13 protein-coding genes and 1 tRNA gene are annotated in these 15,734 nt (G+C 57.8%); all 14 read right to left on the bottom strand.

Translation table 11 applies throughout. The features are described 5' to 3' along the window. The coding region (locus tag BM267_RS16435; protein WP_235818306.1) for a GTP-binding protein at nucleotides 1-122 on the bottom strand (122 nt) is incomplete at its 3' end. Between the two features lie 33 nt (nucleotides 123-155). Beyond that, nucleotides 156-2,258 carry an elongation factor G gene (gene fusA / locus BM267_RS16430; protein WP_036993731.1) on the bottom strand — a complete coding sequence of 701 codons (2,103 nt, stop codon included), beginning with the start codon at nucleotides 2,256-2,258 and terminating at the stop codon, nucleotides 156-158. A gap of 21 nt (nucleotides 2,259-2,279) precedes the next feature. Beyond that, on the bottom strand, nucleotides 2,280-2,753 hold the full coding sequence (gene rpsG, locus BM267_RS16425) for a 30S ribosomal protein S7 (protein WP_036993734.1): 474 nt from the start codon (nucleotides 2,751-2,753) through the stop codon (nucleotides 2,280-2,282). Nucleotides 2,754-2,849: 96 nt separating this feature from the next. Further along, on the bottom strand, nucleotides 2,850-3,221 hold the full coding sequence (gene rpsL / locus BM267_RS16420; RefSeq protein WP_036993737.1) for a 30S ribosomal protein S12: 372 nt from the start codon (nucleotides 3,219-3,221) through the stop codon (nucleotides 2,850-2,852). 146 nt (nucleotides 3,222-3,367) lie between these two features. After that, complete coding sequence (gene rpoC / locus BM267_RS16415; RefSeq protein ID WP_074781347.1) at nucleotides 3,368-7,567, bottom strand: DNA-directed RNA polymerase subunit beta'; 4,200 nt, start codon at nucleotides 7,565-7,567, stop codon at nucleotides 3,368-3,370. A 67-nt stretch (nucleotides 7,568-7,634) separates the two neighbouring features. Further along, nucleotides 7,635-11,705 (bottom strand): DNA-directed RNA polymerase subunit beta, encoded by a 4,071-nt coding sequence (rpoB, locus tag BM267_RS16410; RefSeq protein ID WP_074781348.1) that lies wholly within the window; start codon nucleotides 11,703-11,705, stop codon nucleotides 7,635-7,637. Between the two features lie 208 nt (nucleotides 11,706-11,913). Next, nucleotides 11,914-12,285 carry a 50S ribosomal protein L7/L12 gene (rplL, locus tag BM267_RS16405; protein WP_036993745.1) on the bottom strand — a complete coding sequence of 124 codons (372 nt, stop codon included), beginning with the start codon at nucleotides 12,283-12,285 and terminating at the stop codon, nucleotides 11,914-11,916. An 82-nt stretch (nucleotides 12,286-12,367) separates the two neighbouring features. Beyond that, complete coding sequence (rplJ, locus tag BM267_RS16400; RefSeq protein WP_036993748.1) at nucleotides 12,368-12,868, bottom strand: 50S ribosomal protein L10; 501 nt, start codon at nucleotides 12,866-12,868, stop codon at nucleotides 12,368-12,370. 204 nt (nucleotides 12,869-13,072) lie between these two features. Then, nucleotides 13,073-13,768 (bottom strand): 50S ribosomal protein L1, encoded by a 696-nt coding sequence (rplA, locus tag BM267_RS16395; RefSeq protein WP_074781349.1) that lies wholly within the window; start codon nucleotides 13,766-13,768, stop codon nucleotides 13,073-13,075. Beyond that, nucleotides 13,769-14,200, bottom strand: coding sequence for a 50S ribosomal protein L11 (gene rplK / locus BM267_RS16390; protein ID WP_036993752.1), 432 nt, complete (start codon nucleotides 14,198-14,200; stop codon nucleotides 13,769-13,771). Nucleotides 14,201-14,316: 116 nt separating this feature from the next. Next, nucleotides 14,317-14,850 (bottom strand): transcription termination/antitermination protein NusG, encoded by a 534-nt coding sequence (nusG, locus tag BM267_RS16385; protein ID WP_036993755.1) that lies wholly within the window; start codon nucleotides 14,848-14,850, stop codon nucleotides 14,317-14,319. A 9-nt stretch (nucleotides 14,851-14,859) separates the two neighbouring features. Continuing rightward, nucleotides 14,860-15,228, bottom strand: coding sequence for a preprotein translocase subunit SecE (secE, locus tag BM267_RS16380; RefSeq protein WP_036993757.1), 369 nt, complete (start codon nucleotides 15,226-15,228; stop codon nucleotides 14,860-14,862). Nucleotides 15,229-15,265: 37 nt separating this feature from the next. Next, nucleotides 15,266-15,341: transfer RNA gene (locus BM267_RS16375), tRNA-Trp, on the bottom strand. Nucleotides 15,342-15,398: 57 nt separating this feature from the next. Then, nucleotides 15,399-15,734 (bottom strand): EF-Tu C-terminal domain-related protein (locus BM267_RS16370; protein ID WP_074992220.1); only part of this gene is annotated, 336 nt, incomplete at its 5' end.

Below are 15,734 nucleotides of genomic sequence, written 5' to 3'. Positions count from 1 at the left end.
CCGAATACTTCGGCGCAAACGCGGGTCAGAGCAGCGGTCAGAGTGGTTTTGCCATGGTCAACGTGACCGATGGTACCCACGTTCAGGTGCGGTTTACTGCGTTCAAACTTTTCTTTTGCCACGATTAGTAACCTCTTCAATTAGCCAGGAAGCAATCAACCTTGCTTCTTGATGATAGCGTCAACGATGTTCGAGGGAGCCTCGGCGTATTTGGCGAACTCCATGGAGTAGCTAGCACGTCCCTGGGACATGGAGCGTACATCCGTGGCGTAACCAAACATCTCACCCAGCGGAACCTCAGCACGGATAACCTTCCCGGAGGGAGAGTCTTCCATACCCTGGACCAGACCACGACGACGGTTGAGGTCACCCATCACGTCACCCATGTAGTCCTCGGGGGTCACTACTTCAACTTTCATGATCGGCTCGAGCAGAACAGCACCGCCTTTCTGGGCCAATTGCTTGGTGGCCATGGAAGCGGCGATCTTGAACGCCATTTCGTTCGAGTCAACATCATGATAAGAACCATCAAAGATGGTTGCCTTGAGGCTGAGCAGCGGGTAACCGGCGAGAACACCGTTCTTCATCTGCTCATCAATGCCCTTCTGCACCGCAGGAATGTATTCCTTGGGTACGGTACCGCCCACCACTTCACTGGCGAAGATCAGACCTTCGGCGGCCTCATCAGCCGGCTCGAAGCGAATCCAGACGTGACCGAACTGGCCGCGACCACCGGACTGACGGACAAACTTGCCTTCGATCTCGCAGGTATTGCGAATCGCTTCACGGTAGGCCACCTGCGGCTTACCGATATTGGCTTCAACGTTGAATTCACGCTTCATGCGGTCAACGATGATGTCCAGGTGCAGCTCGCCCATACCACCAATGATGGTCTGGCCGGACTCTTCATCAGTACGCACGCGGAAGGACGGATCTTCCTGGGCCAGTTTACCCAGTGCAATACCCATCTTTTCCTGGTCAGCCTTGGTTTTCGGCTCAACAGCAACGTGGATTACCGGCTCAGGGAACTCCATGCGCTCCAGAACGATCTGCTTTTCCAGGTCGCACAGGGTGTCACCGGTGGTCACATCCTTCATACCGATCAGAGCGGCGATATCGCCAGCGCGCACTTCCTTGATCTCTTCACGGTTGTTGGCCTGCATCTGAACCATACGGCCCACACGCTCTTTCTTGCCTTTAACCGAGTTGATCACCGAGTCGCCAGAAGACAGCACGCCCGAGTACACGCGAACGAAGGTCAGAGTACCAACGAAGGGGTCGGTAGCGATCTTGAACGCCAGAGCAGCAAAGGGCTCGTCGTCGCTGGAGATACGCTTGTCGATCTTCTCGTCGTCGTCCGGGTGCACACCCTTGATGGCTTCAACTTCGTCCGGAGCCGGCAGGAAGTCGATAACCGCATCCAGTACCAACGGCACGCCCTTGTTCTTGAACGAGGAACCGCAGACAGCCGGAACGATTTCGCTGGCCAAGGTACGCTGACGCAGACCGGCCTTGATTTCTTCCAGGGTCAGCTCAACGCCTTCCAGGTACTTGTTCATCAACTCTTCGTTGGCTTCAGCGGCAGCTTCCACCAGCTTTTCACGGTACTCTTCAGCCAGCTCAAGCATGTCCGCAGGGATCTCTTCCTCGCGGAAGGCCATACCCATGTCGTCTTCGTTCCAGTAGAGAGCCTTCATACGCAACAGGTCTACCTGACCAATGAAGTTCTCTTCCGAACCGATCGGCAGCTGAAGCGCCACAGGCGTATGGCCAAGGCGCTTCTTGATCTGCTCGACTACGCGCAGGAAGTTAGCACCCTGACGGTCCAGCTTGTTCACGTAGACGATACGCGGCACACCGTACTTGTTGGCCTGACGCCATACGGTTTCGGACTGCGGCTCAACACCGGAGGTGCCGCAGAACACAACGACTGCACCGTCGAGCACGCGCAAGGAGCGCTCTACTTCGATGGTGAAGTCAACGTGGCCGGGGGTATCGATAACGTTGACCCGGTGCTTCTTGTACTGCTTCTGAGAACCCTGCCAGAAGGCAGTTACAGCAGCGGAGGTAATAGTGATACCACGCTCCTGCTCCTGGGCCATCCAGTCAGTGGTACTGGCGCCATCATGGGTCTCACCCATTTTATGGTTGGCGCCGGTGTAGAACAGGATCCGTTCCGTGGTTGTGGTTTTGCCCGCATCGACGTGCGCACAAATACCAATATTGCGGTATAGATTGATCGGGGTTGTACGAGCCACGATAGTCTCCTGAGTCGTTGTTTAGAAGCGATAGTGAGAGAAAGCTTTGTTCGCTTCAGCCATACGGTGCACGTCTTCACGCTTCTTGACCGCAGAGCCCTTGCCTTCAGCTGCATCAAGCAGTTCGCCAGCAAGACGCAGATCCATCGACTTCTCGCCACGCTTACGGGCAGCATCTACCAACCAGCGCATTGCCAGAGCATTGCGGCGGGAGGGACGCACTTCAACCGGAACCTGGTAGGTGGCACCACCTACACGGCGGGACTTAACCTCAACCAGCGGAGCGATGGCATCGAGCGCTTTTTCAAACAGCTCAACCGGATCGTCAGTCTTGGTGCGCTCTTTAACTTTATCCAGAGCACCGTACACGATACGCTCAGCGGTGGATTTCTTGCCGCTTTCCATTACATGGTTCATGAATTTGGCGAGAATCTGGCTGCCATACTTAGGTTCTGGCAGGATCTCACGTTTTGCCGCTACACGACGTCTTGGCATGATAAGCCCTCAAACGGTCTTCAGGTTAGCTCAGGACTGCAACATTTTCGTTACGCCTGACCTTACTCTTATCGACTCAGGTTAAATGAATTCAAATTACTTCGGACGCTTGGCGCCGTACTTGGAACGACCCTGCTTACGGTCTTTGACACCGGAGGTATCCAGCGAACCGCGAACAGTGTGGTAACGCACACCTGGCAAGTCTTTTACACGGCCGCCGCGAATCAGAACGACGCTGTGCTCTTGCAGGTTGTGGCCTTCACCACCGATATAGGAAGAAACTTCAAAGCCGTTGGTCAAGCGAACACGGCAGACCTTACGCAGAGCCGAGTTCGGCTTCTTCGGCGTGGTGGTATATACGCGAGTACATACACCACGACGCTGCGGGCAGTTCTGCAGCGCGGGCACGTCGCTTTTTTCAGCAACACGCTTGCGCGGCTTTTGAACCAGCTGGTTGATTGTTGCCATCTAGCAAAACTCCACTGATGTCCCTGGGACATATTAAATAAAACGGCAGGGCAAAACGCCCCGCCTATTTTAGGGGTACGGAATTCTATAGAGACCTCCCCCCATCGTCAAGCGCACCCGCCGTGGTCCACGACGGGTGACACTGATCAGTTGCCGCTGGAATTCAGCGCATCCGACAGGGCCTGCTCGACTTCACTGGCGCTGACTTTCGCCGGCTTGTCGGCCGTACGCTGACGCTTGCGCTCAGCGTGGTAGGCCAGACCGGTACCGGCCGGAATCAGACGACCCACCACCACGTTCTCTTTCAGGCCACGCAGGTGATCGCGCTTACCGGTAACGGCAGCCTCGGTCAGTACCCGTGTGGTTTCCTGGAAGGAAGCCGCGGAAATGAACGACTCGGTCGACAGCGACGCCTTGGTGATACCCAGCAGTACCCGCTCATACTTGGCCGGGAACTTGTCCTGACCAGCCAGCGCTTCGTTCTCTTCGAGGACCTGGGTCAGCTCGACCTGGTCGCCCTTGATGAAGCTGGAATCACCCGACTCGCTGATCTCGACCTTGCGCAGCATCTGGCGAATGGTCACCTCGATGTGCTTGTCGTTGATCTTCACACCCTGCAGGCGGTACACGTCCTGAATTTCGTTGACGATATACTTGGCGAGCTCGCTAACACCCAGCAGACGCAGGATATCGTGCGGGTTGCTCGGACCATCGGAGATAACCTCACCCTTGGTGACCTGTTCACCTTCGAACACGTTCAGGTGGCGCCACTTCGGAATCAGCTCCTCGTACGGATCGCTGCCATCGTTCGGAGTGATGACCAGACGGCGCTTGCCCTTGGTTTCCTTGCCGAAGGAGATGGTGCCGCTGACTTCTGCCAGGATGGACGGTTCCTTCGGACGACGCGCCTCGAACAGATCGGCAACACGCGGCAGACCACCGGTGATGTCGCGAGTCTTGGACGTTTCCTGAGGAATACGTGCCAGTACGTCACCAATGGTTACCTGCACTCCATCGGACAGGTTGACCTGGGTCTTCTCGGGCAGGAAGTACTGCGCCGGCACATCGGTACCCGGCAGCATCAGCTCCTTACCGTCAGCGCCAATCAGCTTCATGGTCGGACGGATGTCCTTACCAGCGGATGGACGCTCGTGCACCGCCATTACTTCGATGTTGCTCAGACCGGTGAGTTCGTCGGTCTGACGGCGGATGGTGATACCCTCCTCCATGCCAACAAACTGTACGGTACCGGCAATCTCGGTAACGATCGGGTGAGTGTGCGGATCCCACTTGGCAACCACCTGGCCGGCCTGGACCTTATCACTCTCGTGAATGGAGATCACCGCACCGTAGGGCAGCTTGTAACGCTCACGCTCACGACCGAACTCGTCAGCCAGAGCCAGCTCACCGGAACGGGACACCGCCACCAGCGCGCCGTCATCACGGGTCACGTGCTTCAGGTTGTGCAGGCGGATGGTACCGGCGCTCTTGACCTGAATGCTGTCCTGCGCGGCGGTCCGGCTGGCAGCACCACCGATGTGGAACGTCCGCATCGTCAGCTGGGTACCCGGCTCACCAATGGACTGGGCAGCGATCACACCCACCGCCTCACCGATATTGATCTGGTGACCACGTGCCAAGTCGCGACCATAGCAGGTGGAGCACACGCCGTAGCGGGTTTCACAGGTAATGGGCGAGCGTACAATCACCTCGTCCACGCTGTTCAGCTCGAGGAATTCGACCCACTGCTCGTCGATCAGGGTGCCGCCGGCGACGATGACGTCTTCGGTACCCGGCTTGAATACGTCACGGGCGATGACCCGACCCAGCACGCGCTCACCCAGCGGCTCGACAATGTCGCCGCCTTCGATGTGCGGCTTCATGACCAGACCCTGATCAGTACCGCAATCAACCTCGGTGATCACCAGATCCTGCGCCACGTCGACCAGGCGACGGGTCAGATAACCGGAGTTGGCGGTCTTCAGTGCCGTATCCGCCAGACCCTTACGGGCACCGTGGGTGGAGATGAAGTACTGGAGTACGTTCAGACCTTCACGGAAGTTGGCAATGATCGGCGTTTCGATGATCGAGCCATCCGGCTTGGCCATCAGACCCCGCATACCTGCCAACTGACGAATCTGTGCGGCGGAACCCCGGGCACCGGAGTCGGCCATCATGTACATCGAGTTGAAGGACTCCTGCTCGACTTCCTTGCCGTCACGATCCAGCACGCGAGTGGACTTGAGGTTGTCCATCATCGCCTTGGAAATCTCGTCGTTGGCCTTGGACCACAAGTCGATGACCTTGTTGTACTTCTCCCCGGCGGTAACCAGACCGGAAGCGTACTGGTCTTCGATTTCCTTCACCTCGGCGGTGGCATCTTCGATGATCCGCGCCTTCTCTTCGGGAATGACGAAGTCGTTCACGCCGATGGAGGCACCGGAGATGGTCGAATAGGCAAAGCCGGTGTACATCAGCTGGTCAGCGAAGATCACGGTCTCCTTGAGACCCACGATCCGGTAGCTGGTGTTGATCAGCTTGGAAATCGCCTTCTTCTTCAGCGGCTGGTCGACCAGCGAGAAGGGCAGCCCCTTGGGCAGGATCTGGAACAGCAACGCGCGACCGACAGTGGTGTCGATGATGCGGGTTTCCGTGGTCCAGCTCTCGTCCTTGTGCTTGACGGTCTCTTCGAGACGCACCTTGACCATCGAGTGCAGGTCAACGTGGCCGCTACGGTAGGCCATCTCGACTTCGGCGATGCTGGTGAAACGCATGCCTTCGCCACGCGCATTGATGCGCGACCGGGTCATGTAGTACAGACCCAGTACCACGTCCTGGGACGGCACGATGATCGGCTCGCCACTGGCTGGCGACAGGATGTTGTTGGTCGACATCATCAGCGCGCGCGCTTCCAGCTGGGCTTCCAGCGTCAGCGGCACGTGAACGGCCATCTGGTCACCGTCGAAGTCGGCGTTATAGGCCGCACACACCAGCGGGTGCAGTTGAATGGCCTTGCCTTCGATCAGTACCGGCTCGAACGCCTGGATACCCAGACGGTGCAGTGTTGGTGCACGGTTGAGCAGCACGGGGTGTTCGCGGATAACCTCGGCGAGGATATCCCACACTTCCGGCAGCTCGCGCTCAACCATCTTCTTGGCCGCCTTGATGGTGGTGGCCAGGCCGCGATGTTCCAGCTTGCCGAAGATGAACGGCTTGAACAGTTCCAGCGCCATCTTCTTGGGCAGACCGCACTGATGCAGACGCAGGGTCGGACCTACCACGATCACCGAACGACCGGAGTAGTCAACGCGCTTACCGAGCAGGTTCTGACGGAAACGGCCCTGCTTACCCTTGATCATGTCGGCCAGGGACTTCAGCGGGCGCTTGTTGGTGCCGGTGATGGCACGGCCGCGACGACCGTTGTCCAGCAGCGCATCAACCGATTCCTGCAGCATGCGCTTTTCGTTGCGCACGATGATATCCGGCGCGGACAGGTCCAGCAGACGCTTCAGACGGTTGTTACGGTTGATCACCCGACGGTACAGGTCGTTCAGGTCGGAAGTCGCGAAACGACCACCATCCAGCGGTACCAGCGGACGCAGGTCCGGCGGCAGTACCGGCAGTACGGTCATGACCATCCACTCCGGCTTGTTGCCGGAACCCTGGAAGGCTTCCATCAGCTTCAGCCGCTTGGACAGCTTCTTGATCTTGGTTTCCGAGGTGGTCTGCGGAATTTCCTCACGCAGCCGGCTGATCTCGTGCTCCAGATCCATGGCGGTCAGCAGCTCGAATACCGCTTCGGCACCCATGCGCGCATCGAACTCGTCACCGAATTCTTCCAGCGCTTCGAAGTACTGTTCGTCGTTCAGCAGCTGGCCTTTCTCCAGCGTAGTCAGACCGGGCTCGATCACGACATAGCTTTCGAAATACAGTACCCGCTCGATGTCGCGCAGGGTCATGTCCAGCAGCAGACCGATACGGGACGGCAGGGATTTCAGGAACCAGATATGGGCAACCGGCGATGCCAGTTCGATATGTCCCATGCGCTCGCGACGCACCTTGGCCAGTGCGACTTCAACGCCACACTTTTCACAGATGACGCCACGGTGCTTGAGGCGCTTGTACTTGCCGCACAGGCACTCGTAGTCCTTCACCGGGCCAAAGATCTTGGCGCAGAACAGGCCGTCACGCTCCGGCTTGAAGGTACGGTAGTTAATGGTTTCCGGCTTTTTCACTTCGCCGTAGGACCAGGACCGGATCATCTCCGGCGATGCCAAGCCGATTCGAATGGAATCGAACTCTTCAACTTGTCCCTGGGACTTGAGCAGGTTCAATAAGTCTTTCAAGGCCTATACTCCTCGCAGTGTCTCAAGGGCGGCGGGTCACGCCGCCCGAGACGTGGGCACTCGGTGGTTATTCGGATTCCAGGTCGATATCGATGGCCAGAGAACGAATCTCCTTGACCAGCACGTTGAAGGACTCGGGCATGCCGGCCTCCATGCGATGGTCACCGTCCACGATGTTCTTGTACATCTTGGTCCGGCCATTGACGTCATCCGATTTGACGGTGAGCATTTCCTGCAGGGTGTAGGCGGCACCATAGGCTTCCAGAGCCCAGACCTCCATCTCCCCGAAACGCTGACCGCCGAACTGAGCCTTACCACCCAGCGGCTGCTGTGTTACCAGGCTGTACGAACCGGTCGAACGGGCGTGCATCTTATCGTCGACCAAGTGGTTCAACTTGAGCATGTACATGTAGCCAACGGTAACCGGGCGATCGAAGGTGTTGCCGGTACGACCGTCGTACAGCTTCATCTGACCACTGTCCGGCAGATCTGCCAGGCGCAGCATGTGCTTGATTTCGTGCTCTTCAGCACCATCAAATACCGCAGTTGCCATCGGCACACCGGCGCGCAGGTTGTTGGCCAGATCCAGGACTTCCTGATCGCTGAGTGCGTCCAGATTCTCCTGACGACCACCTACCTTGTTGTACACCTCATCGAGGAACTCGCGCAGTTCGGCGATCTTGCGCTGCTCTTCGAGCATGCGGTTGATCTTCTCGCCCAGGCCCTTGGCCGCGAGGCCCAGGTGGGTTTCGAGAATCTGCCCAACGTTCATCCGCGAAGGTACACCCAGCGGGTTGAGGACGATGTCCACCGGCGTGCCGTTCTCGTCATGGGGCATATCTTCGATCGGCATGATGACCGAGATGACACCCTTGTTACCGTGACGACCAGCCATCTTGTCACCCGGCTGGATGCGACGCTTGATCGCCAGGTAGACCTTGACGATCTTGAGTACGCCCGGCGCCAGGTCATCGCCCTGCTGCAGCTTGCGCTTCTTGTCTTCGAACTTCTCGTCGAGCAGCTTGCGGCGGTCGATCAGGTAGGCCTGAGCCAGCTCCAGCTGTTCGTTGAGATGGTCTTCGCTCATGCGCAGCTTGAACCACTGGCCGCGCTCGATACCGGCAAGAATCTCGGCAGTCAGCTCGGTGCCTTTCTTGACACCGGCACCGCCTTCGGCAGTGTGGCCGATCAGCGCGGCGCTGAGGCGCTCGAAAGTCGCCGTTTCGACGATGCGGAACTCTTCCTGCAGATCCTTGCGGATCTCGTCCAGCTGCTCCTTCTCGATGGCCAGGGCGCGAGAGTCGCGCTCAACGCCATCACGGGTGAACACCTGAACGTCGATGACCGTACCCTTGGTACCGGTCGGTACACGCAGGGAGGTGTCCTTGACGTCGGAAGCCTTCTCACCAAAGATCGCACGCAGCAGCTTCTCTTCCGGCGTCAGCTGGGTTTCGCCCTTGGGCGTGACCTTGCCGACCAGAATGTCGCCGGTGCCAACTTCGGCGCCCACGTAAACGATACCGGCCTCGTCCAGCTTGCCCAGCGCCGCTTCGCCAACGTTGGGAATATCGGAAGTGACTTCTTCCGGCCCCAACTTGGTGTCACGGGAAACGCAGGTCAGTTCCTGGATGTGGATAGTAGTAAAGCGATCTTCCTGGACCACCCGCTCGGACACCAGAATGGAGTCCTCGAAGTTGTAGCCATTCCAGGGCATGAACGCCACACGCATGTTCTGACCCAGGGCCAGCTCACCCATGTCGACGGAAGAACCATCGGCCAGGATGTCCTTGACCGCCACCAGATCGCCTTTCTTCACCAGCGGACGCTGGTTGATGCAGGTGTTCTGGTTGGAACGGGTGTACTTGGTCAGGGTGTAGATATCCACACCGGCTTCGCCCGCTTCCACTTCGTCGTCGTTGGCACGGATAACGATACGGCTGGCATCAACCGAGTCGACTACACCACCACGGCGAGCGGTCACGCAGACACCGGAGTCCACAGCCACGTTGCGCTCCATACCGGTACCTACCAGCGGCTTCTCGGCACGCAAGGTCGGAACGGCCTGACGCTGCATGTTGGAACCCATGAGGGCGCGGTTGGCATCATCGTGCTCGAGGAACGGAATCAGCGAGGCGGCAACCGACACGACCTGACGCGGCGATACGTCCATCAGGGTGACTTCTTCCGGCGCCTTGACGCTGAATTCGTTCATGTGACGAACGGCAACCAGTTCTTCGACCAGACGGCCGTCACGCACCTCGGCACTGGCCTGGGCGATAACATGATCGGACTCTTCGATGGCCGACAGGAACACGATCTCGTCGGTCACCACGGCATCCTTGACGCGGCGATACGGGCTTTCCAGGAAGCCGTATTCGTTGGTCCGGGCATAGGTGGCCAGCGAGTTGATCAGACCGATGTTCGGACCTTCCGGAGTTTCGATCGGACATACGCGACCATAGTGGGTCGGGTGTACGTCGCGCACTTCGAAGCCGGCACGTTCACGGGTCAAACCACCCGGCCCAAGCGCGGAAACACGACGCTTGTGGGTAATCTCGGACAGCGGGTTGTTCTGGTCCATGAACTGGGACAGCTGGCTGGAACCGAAGAATTCCTTCACTGCCGCCGCAACCGGCTTGGCATTGATCAGATCCTGCGGCATCAGGCCTTCGCTTTCGGCCATGGACAGACGTTCTTTCACCGCCCGCTCGACCCGTACCAGACCTACACGGAACTGGTTTTCGGCCATTTCACCAACGGAGCGGATGCGACGGTTACCCAGGTGATCGATATCATCGACCACGCCCTTGCCGTTACGGATATCGACCAGGGTCTTGAGCACCTCGATAATGTCTTCCTTGCTCAGCACGCCAGGTCCTTCGATCTCTTCACGACCGATGCGGCGGTTGAACTTCATGCGGCCGACGGCAGACAGGTCGTAACGGTCGCTGCTGAAGAACAGGTTGCTGAACAGGGTCTCGGCGGCATCCTTGGTCGGCGGCTCACCGGGGCGCATCATGCGATAGATTTCCACCAGCGCTTCGAGCTGGCTGGTGGTGTTATCGATGCGCAGGGTATCGGAGATGAACGGGCCACAGTCGATATCGTTGGTGTACAGCGTCTCGATGCGATCAACCTGGGCTTTCACCAGCTTGTCGATCAGATCCGCTGTCACTTCGACGTTGCACTCGACCAGAATCTCACCGGTAGCCGGGTGCACCACAGCCTTGGCAATGGTACGGCCGACCAGGTAGTCGTAGGGCACTTCCAGACTGGTGATACCGGCTTTTTCCAGCTGATTGATATGGCGCGCGGTAATCCGGCGACCCTTCTCGACAATGACCTTGCCCTTGCCATCAGTGATGTCAAAGGTAGCGATCTCACCACGCAGGCGCTGCGGCACCAGCTCCAGCTGCAGGCTTTCACCTTGCACCTCGAACTTGTTGGTGTCATAGAAGATGTCGAGAATTTCAGAGGTCTGGTAGCCCAGCGCGCGCAGCAGCACGGACGCCGGCAGCTTGCGGCGACGGTCGATACGGACGAACACGGCGTCCTTGGGATCGAACTCGAAGTCCAGCCAGGACCCGCGGTAAGGAATCACACGGGCGGAATACAGCAACTTGCCGGAGCTGTGGGTCTTGCCACGGTCGTGGTCGAAGAACACCCCGGGGCTGCGGTGCAACTGGGATACGATCACACGCTCGGTACCATTGATCACGAAGGTACCGTTTTCAGTCATCAGGGGTATTTCACCCATATAGACTTCCTGCTCCTTGATATCCTTGATCGCCTTGCTGGCAGACTCGCGATCAAAGATGATCAGGCGCACTTTCACCCGCAGCGGAACCGCAAAGGTCACACCGCGCAGCACGCACTCCTTGACATCGAAAGCCGGCTCACCTAACCGGTAACCGACATATTCGAGCGCCGCATTACCGGAATAGCTGATAATGGGGAAGACAGATTTGAAGGCCGCGTGCAGACCGATATCACGAACGTTGTCCTTGTCGTTGCCGGCCTGCAGGAATTCCCGATAGGAATCCAGCTGGATCGCCAGCAGATAAGGTACATCCATCACATGCGGCAGTTTGCCAAAGTCCTTGCGGATACGTTTTTTCTCAGTATATGAGTAAGCCATCAGCGTTCCCCAGCTTGGTCACCTGCTTGATTGGCTCCCCCTGACGGGAAAGCCTGAAAATGCTTGCAAGACCTCGTCTTGCTCACTCGCTTCGGAGTGGATCCGACCGGCCCGAGATCAGGCCGGAACGGAAAAAGGCCGGTGGCACACAGGCCACCAGCCATCAATCTGACCGTCGATCAGATTGTCGACGCAAGGTCGCGCAAGCTTACTTGAGCTCGACCGCTGCACCAGCCTCTTCCAGCGATTTCTTCGCGGCTTCGGCTTCGTCCTTGGAAACGCCTTCCTTGATGGTAGCCGGAGCGCCATCAACCATGGCCTTGGCTTCTTTCAGGCCCAGACCGGTCAGCTCGCGAACAGCCTTGATCACGTTAACTTTCTTCTCGCCAGCGGCGGTCAGGATAACGTTGAACTCGGTCTGCTCTTCAGCGGCAGCAGCGCCACCAGCAGCCGGGCCAGCTGCAACAGCGGCAGCGGCGGAAACGCCGAACTTCTCTTCCATTGCGCTGATCAGTTCAACGACCTGCATAACGGACATTTCGGATACGGCATTGATGATATCTTCGTTGGTCAGAGCCATGACTCTATATTCCTGTATTGGGGGACAACCCTTGGGGTCGTCAAAACATTAAAAGCAAACGAACAAAGCGCTAGCTGACCAATCAGGCCGCCTCGGCTTCCTTCTGATCGCGGACAGCGGCCAAAGTACGAACGAACTTGCTGGTAGCGCCTTGGATCACGCTCATCAGCTGGCTGATTGCCTCGTCGTAAGTCGGCAGTGTGGCCAGTTTGTCGATCTGATCGGCTGAAAGGTAGTTGCCTTCAAACGCAGCTGCCTTGATCTGGAACTTGTCCTGACCCTTGGCGAACTCCTTGAACAGACGGGCAGCAGCGCCCGGGTGTTCGTTGGAGAACGCAATCAGGGTCGGACCGACAAAGACGTCGTTGAGGCAGTCGTACTCGGTGCCTTCAACAGCACGACGCAGCAGGGTGTTACGTACAACACGTACGTAAACGCCGGCTTCGCGTGCGTCTTTGCGCAGACCAGTCATGGCAGATACGCTTACACCGCGGGCATCAGCCACAACGGCAGACAGCGCACCTTTGGCAGCTTCGTTGACTTCAGCGACGATGGCCTTTTTGTCTTCGAGCTTAATTGCCACGGGTTCTACTCCTGGATTTACCATTGATCGCCGTGAGGCGACATGTTTTGGTGTCTGATCCAGCCTGCACTGAATCGTGAGCACCATCTGCGTAGGCCTGGGAATTTCTCCCCGATTTGAGGCTTGCGCCACCTACGGTCTTGGACAGCCCCCAACCGGCAGGGACCCCAATAGTTGACGCGCCGCGAACGGCGCGCCGATGAATCAGATATTCAGCGCAGAGTGGTCAATGTACAGACCCGGACCCATGGTGGTGCTCAGGGACACGCGCTGCAGATAGATACCCTTGGACGTGGACGGCTTGGCCTTCTTCAGATCGGCCAGCAGCGCTTCAACGTTTTCCTTCAGCTTGACCGGCTCGAAGCCAACCTTGCCTACGGAGCAATGAATGATGCCGTTCTTGTCGGTGCGGTAGCGAACCTGACCAGCCTTGGCATTCTTCACTGCAGTGCCGACGTCAGCAGATACAGTACCGACCTTCGGGTTCGGCATCAGGCCGCGCGGCCCGAGCAGCTGACCCAGCTGACCAACGACACGCATGGCGTCCGGAGAAGCGATGACGACGTCATAGTCCAGATTACCGGCCTTCATTTCGGCAGCCAGATCGTCCATGCCGACCTTGTCAGCGCCGGCAGCCAGTGCGGCTTCAGCGTTGGCACCCTGGGTAAACACGGCTACGCGAACGGTCTTGCCAGTGCCGTGGGGCAGCAGCGTAGCGCCACGTACGACCTGGTCGGATTTACGCGGGTCGACACCGAGGTTGACGGCAACGTCAACGGACTCGACGAACTTGACGCTGGATACTTCGGCCAGCAGTGCAGCGGCTTCTTCGAAGCTGTAGACCTTGGTGCTATCAACTTTCTCGTTGATTGCCTTTTGGCGCTTAGTGAACTTAGCCATTTACACACCCTCCACGGTCAGACCCATGCTACGGGCAGAACCCGCGATGGTGCGCACAGCAGCGTCCAGGTCAGCAGCGGTCAGATCAGCCTGCTTGGTCTTGGCGATCTCTTCGAGCTGGGCGCGAGTAACGGTACCTACCTTCTGGCTGTTGGGACGAGCGGAACCGCCCTTGACACCAGCAGCCTTCATCAGCAGTACGGCAGCAGGAGTACTTTTGGTTTCAAAAGTAAAGCTGCGGTCGCTGTATACGGTGATGATCACGGGAGTCGGCAGACCTGGCTCAACGCCCTGGGTCTTGGCGTTGAACGCCTTGCAGAATTCCATGATATTTACGCCGTGCTGACCCAGGGCCGGACCTACCGGCGGACTTGGGTTAGCCTGACCGGCCTTGACTTGCAGCTTGATATAAGCCTGAATCTTCTTTGCCATTTGTCTTCTCCAATGGGTAATAGCGCCTCGCGGCTCCCCGACTTAACATAGTGCCCACTGACAACAAAACCCCGCATTGCCTTCAGGCATTGCAGGGTTCAGGCGGGCAGTTGAACTCAGCCTTTTTCGACCTGGCTGAATTCGAGCTCCACTGGCGTGGGGCGACCAAAGATGAGAACAGCCACCTGAACACGGCTTTTCTCATAATTAACTTCTTCAACGACTCCATTGAAGTCGGCGAAGGGACCATCGGTGACCCGAACAACCTCACCCGGCTCGAACAGAGTCTTGGGCTTCGGCTTGTCGCTGCCGTCAGCGACGCGGCGCAGGATGGCTTCAGCTTCACGATCAGTGATCGGCGCGGGCTTGTCCGCAGTACCACCGATGAAGCCCAGCACGCGAGAGGTATCCTTGACCAGGTGCCAGGTTCCTTCGTTCATTTCCATCTGAACCAGAACATAGCCCGGAAAGAATTTGCGCTCACTCTTGCGCTTCTGGCCGTTGCGCATTTCCACCACTTCTTCGGTGGGCACAAGGATCTCACCAAACTGGTCTTCCATTCCGGCCAGCTTGACCCGCTCCTGGAGAGAACGCATCACGTGCTTCTCGAATCCGGAGTAGGCATGTATGACGTACCAACGCTTAGACACGGAGCACCTTTAGCCAATGAACTTAGAAATAATCCAACCCAGCAGGGTATCGAGCCCCCACAGGATCAGGGCCATGACCAGAACAACCGCCAGGACGATCAGCGTTGTCTGAGTGGTTTCCGTACGAGTTGGCCAGACGACCTTCCGGATTTCGATGCGTGCTTCTTTGAGCAGCGCCCAGAAGGCCTTGCCTTTTTCGGTCTGCAGGGCAACAAAGCCCGCCACCAGGCCGAGCGCAACCAGCGCTACGGCACGATACAAAACAGATTCGGCTGCGAAGTAATGATTACCGTAAACGCCGACAAAAACGAGGATAGCCACGACAATCCACTTGAGGACATCTAAGCGGCTATCGTGAGTTTCTGCCTTGGTGCTCATCAATCGTAAAATCCTGTTTTGTGTTTGCCAGATAATCTGGCAGGCCAGGAGGGAATCGAACCCCCAACCTGCGGTTTTGGAGACCGCCGCTCTGCCAATTGAGCTACTGGCCTGTAATCGCAGTTGAGCCGGTAATGATACCGGCCCAACACTTCAAGATCAATTACTAATTAAGCAATGATCTTGGCAACCACGCCGGCACCAACGGTACGACCACCTTCGCGAATCGCGAAGCGCAGGCCGTCTTCCATGGCGATCGGAGCGATCAGGGTAACAACCAGCTTCACGTTGTCGCCCGGCATAACCATTTCCACGCCTTCTGGCAGTTCGCAGGAACCGGTCACGTCAGTTGTACGGAAGTAGAACTGCGGACGGTAGCCCTTGAAGAACGGAGTGTGACGGCCGCCTTCGTCCTTGCCCAGCACGTACACTTCAGCTTCGAACTGAGTGTGCGGCTTGATGGTGCCCGGCTTGGCCAGAACCTGACCACGCTCAACGTCTTCACG

The sequence above is a fragment of the Halopseudomonas bauzanensis genome, assembly GCF_900114735.1.
In the GTDB taxonomy this organism is placed as follows: Bacteria; Pseudomonadota; Gammaproteobacteria; order Pseudomonadales; family Pseudomonadaceae; genus Halopseudomonas; species Halopseudomonas bauzanensis.
The sequence above is the reverse complement of the archived record's forward strand: the minus strand, read 5'-3'. Positions and strand labels throughout refer to the sequence as shown.

What these genes read in the sequence shown, in the direction of transcription:
- rpsG (WP_036993734.1), bottom strand. Translation starts at nt 2,753, where the DNA reads ATGCCAAGACGTCGTGTAGCGGCAAAACGTGAGATCCTGCCAGAACCT.
- rpsL (WP_036993737.1), bottom strand. Translation starts at nt 3,221, where the DNA reads ATGGCAACAATCAACCAGCTGGTTCAAAAGCCGCGCAAGCGTGTTGCT.
- rpoB (WP_074781348.1), bottom strand. Translation starts at nt 11,705, where the DNA reads ATGGCTTACTCATATACTGAGAAAAAACGTATCCGCAAGGACTTTGGC.
- rplL (WP_036993745.1), bottom strand. Translation starts at nt 12,285, where the DNA reads ATGGCTCTGACCAACGAAGATATCATCAATGCCGTATCCGAAATGTCC.
- rplA (WP_074781349.1), bottom strand. Translation starts at nt 13,768, where the DNA reads ATGGCTAAGTTCACTAAGCGCCAAAAGGCAATCAACGAGAAAGTTGAT.
- rplK (WP_036993752.1), bottom strand. Translation starts at nt 14,200, where the DNA reads ATGGCAAAGAAGATTCAGGCTTATATCAAGCTGCAAGTCAAGGCCGGT.
- secE (WP_036993757.1), bottom strand. Translation starts at nt 15,228, where the DNA reads ATGAGCACCAAGGCAGAAACTCACGATAGCCGCTTAGATGTCCTCAAG.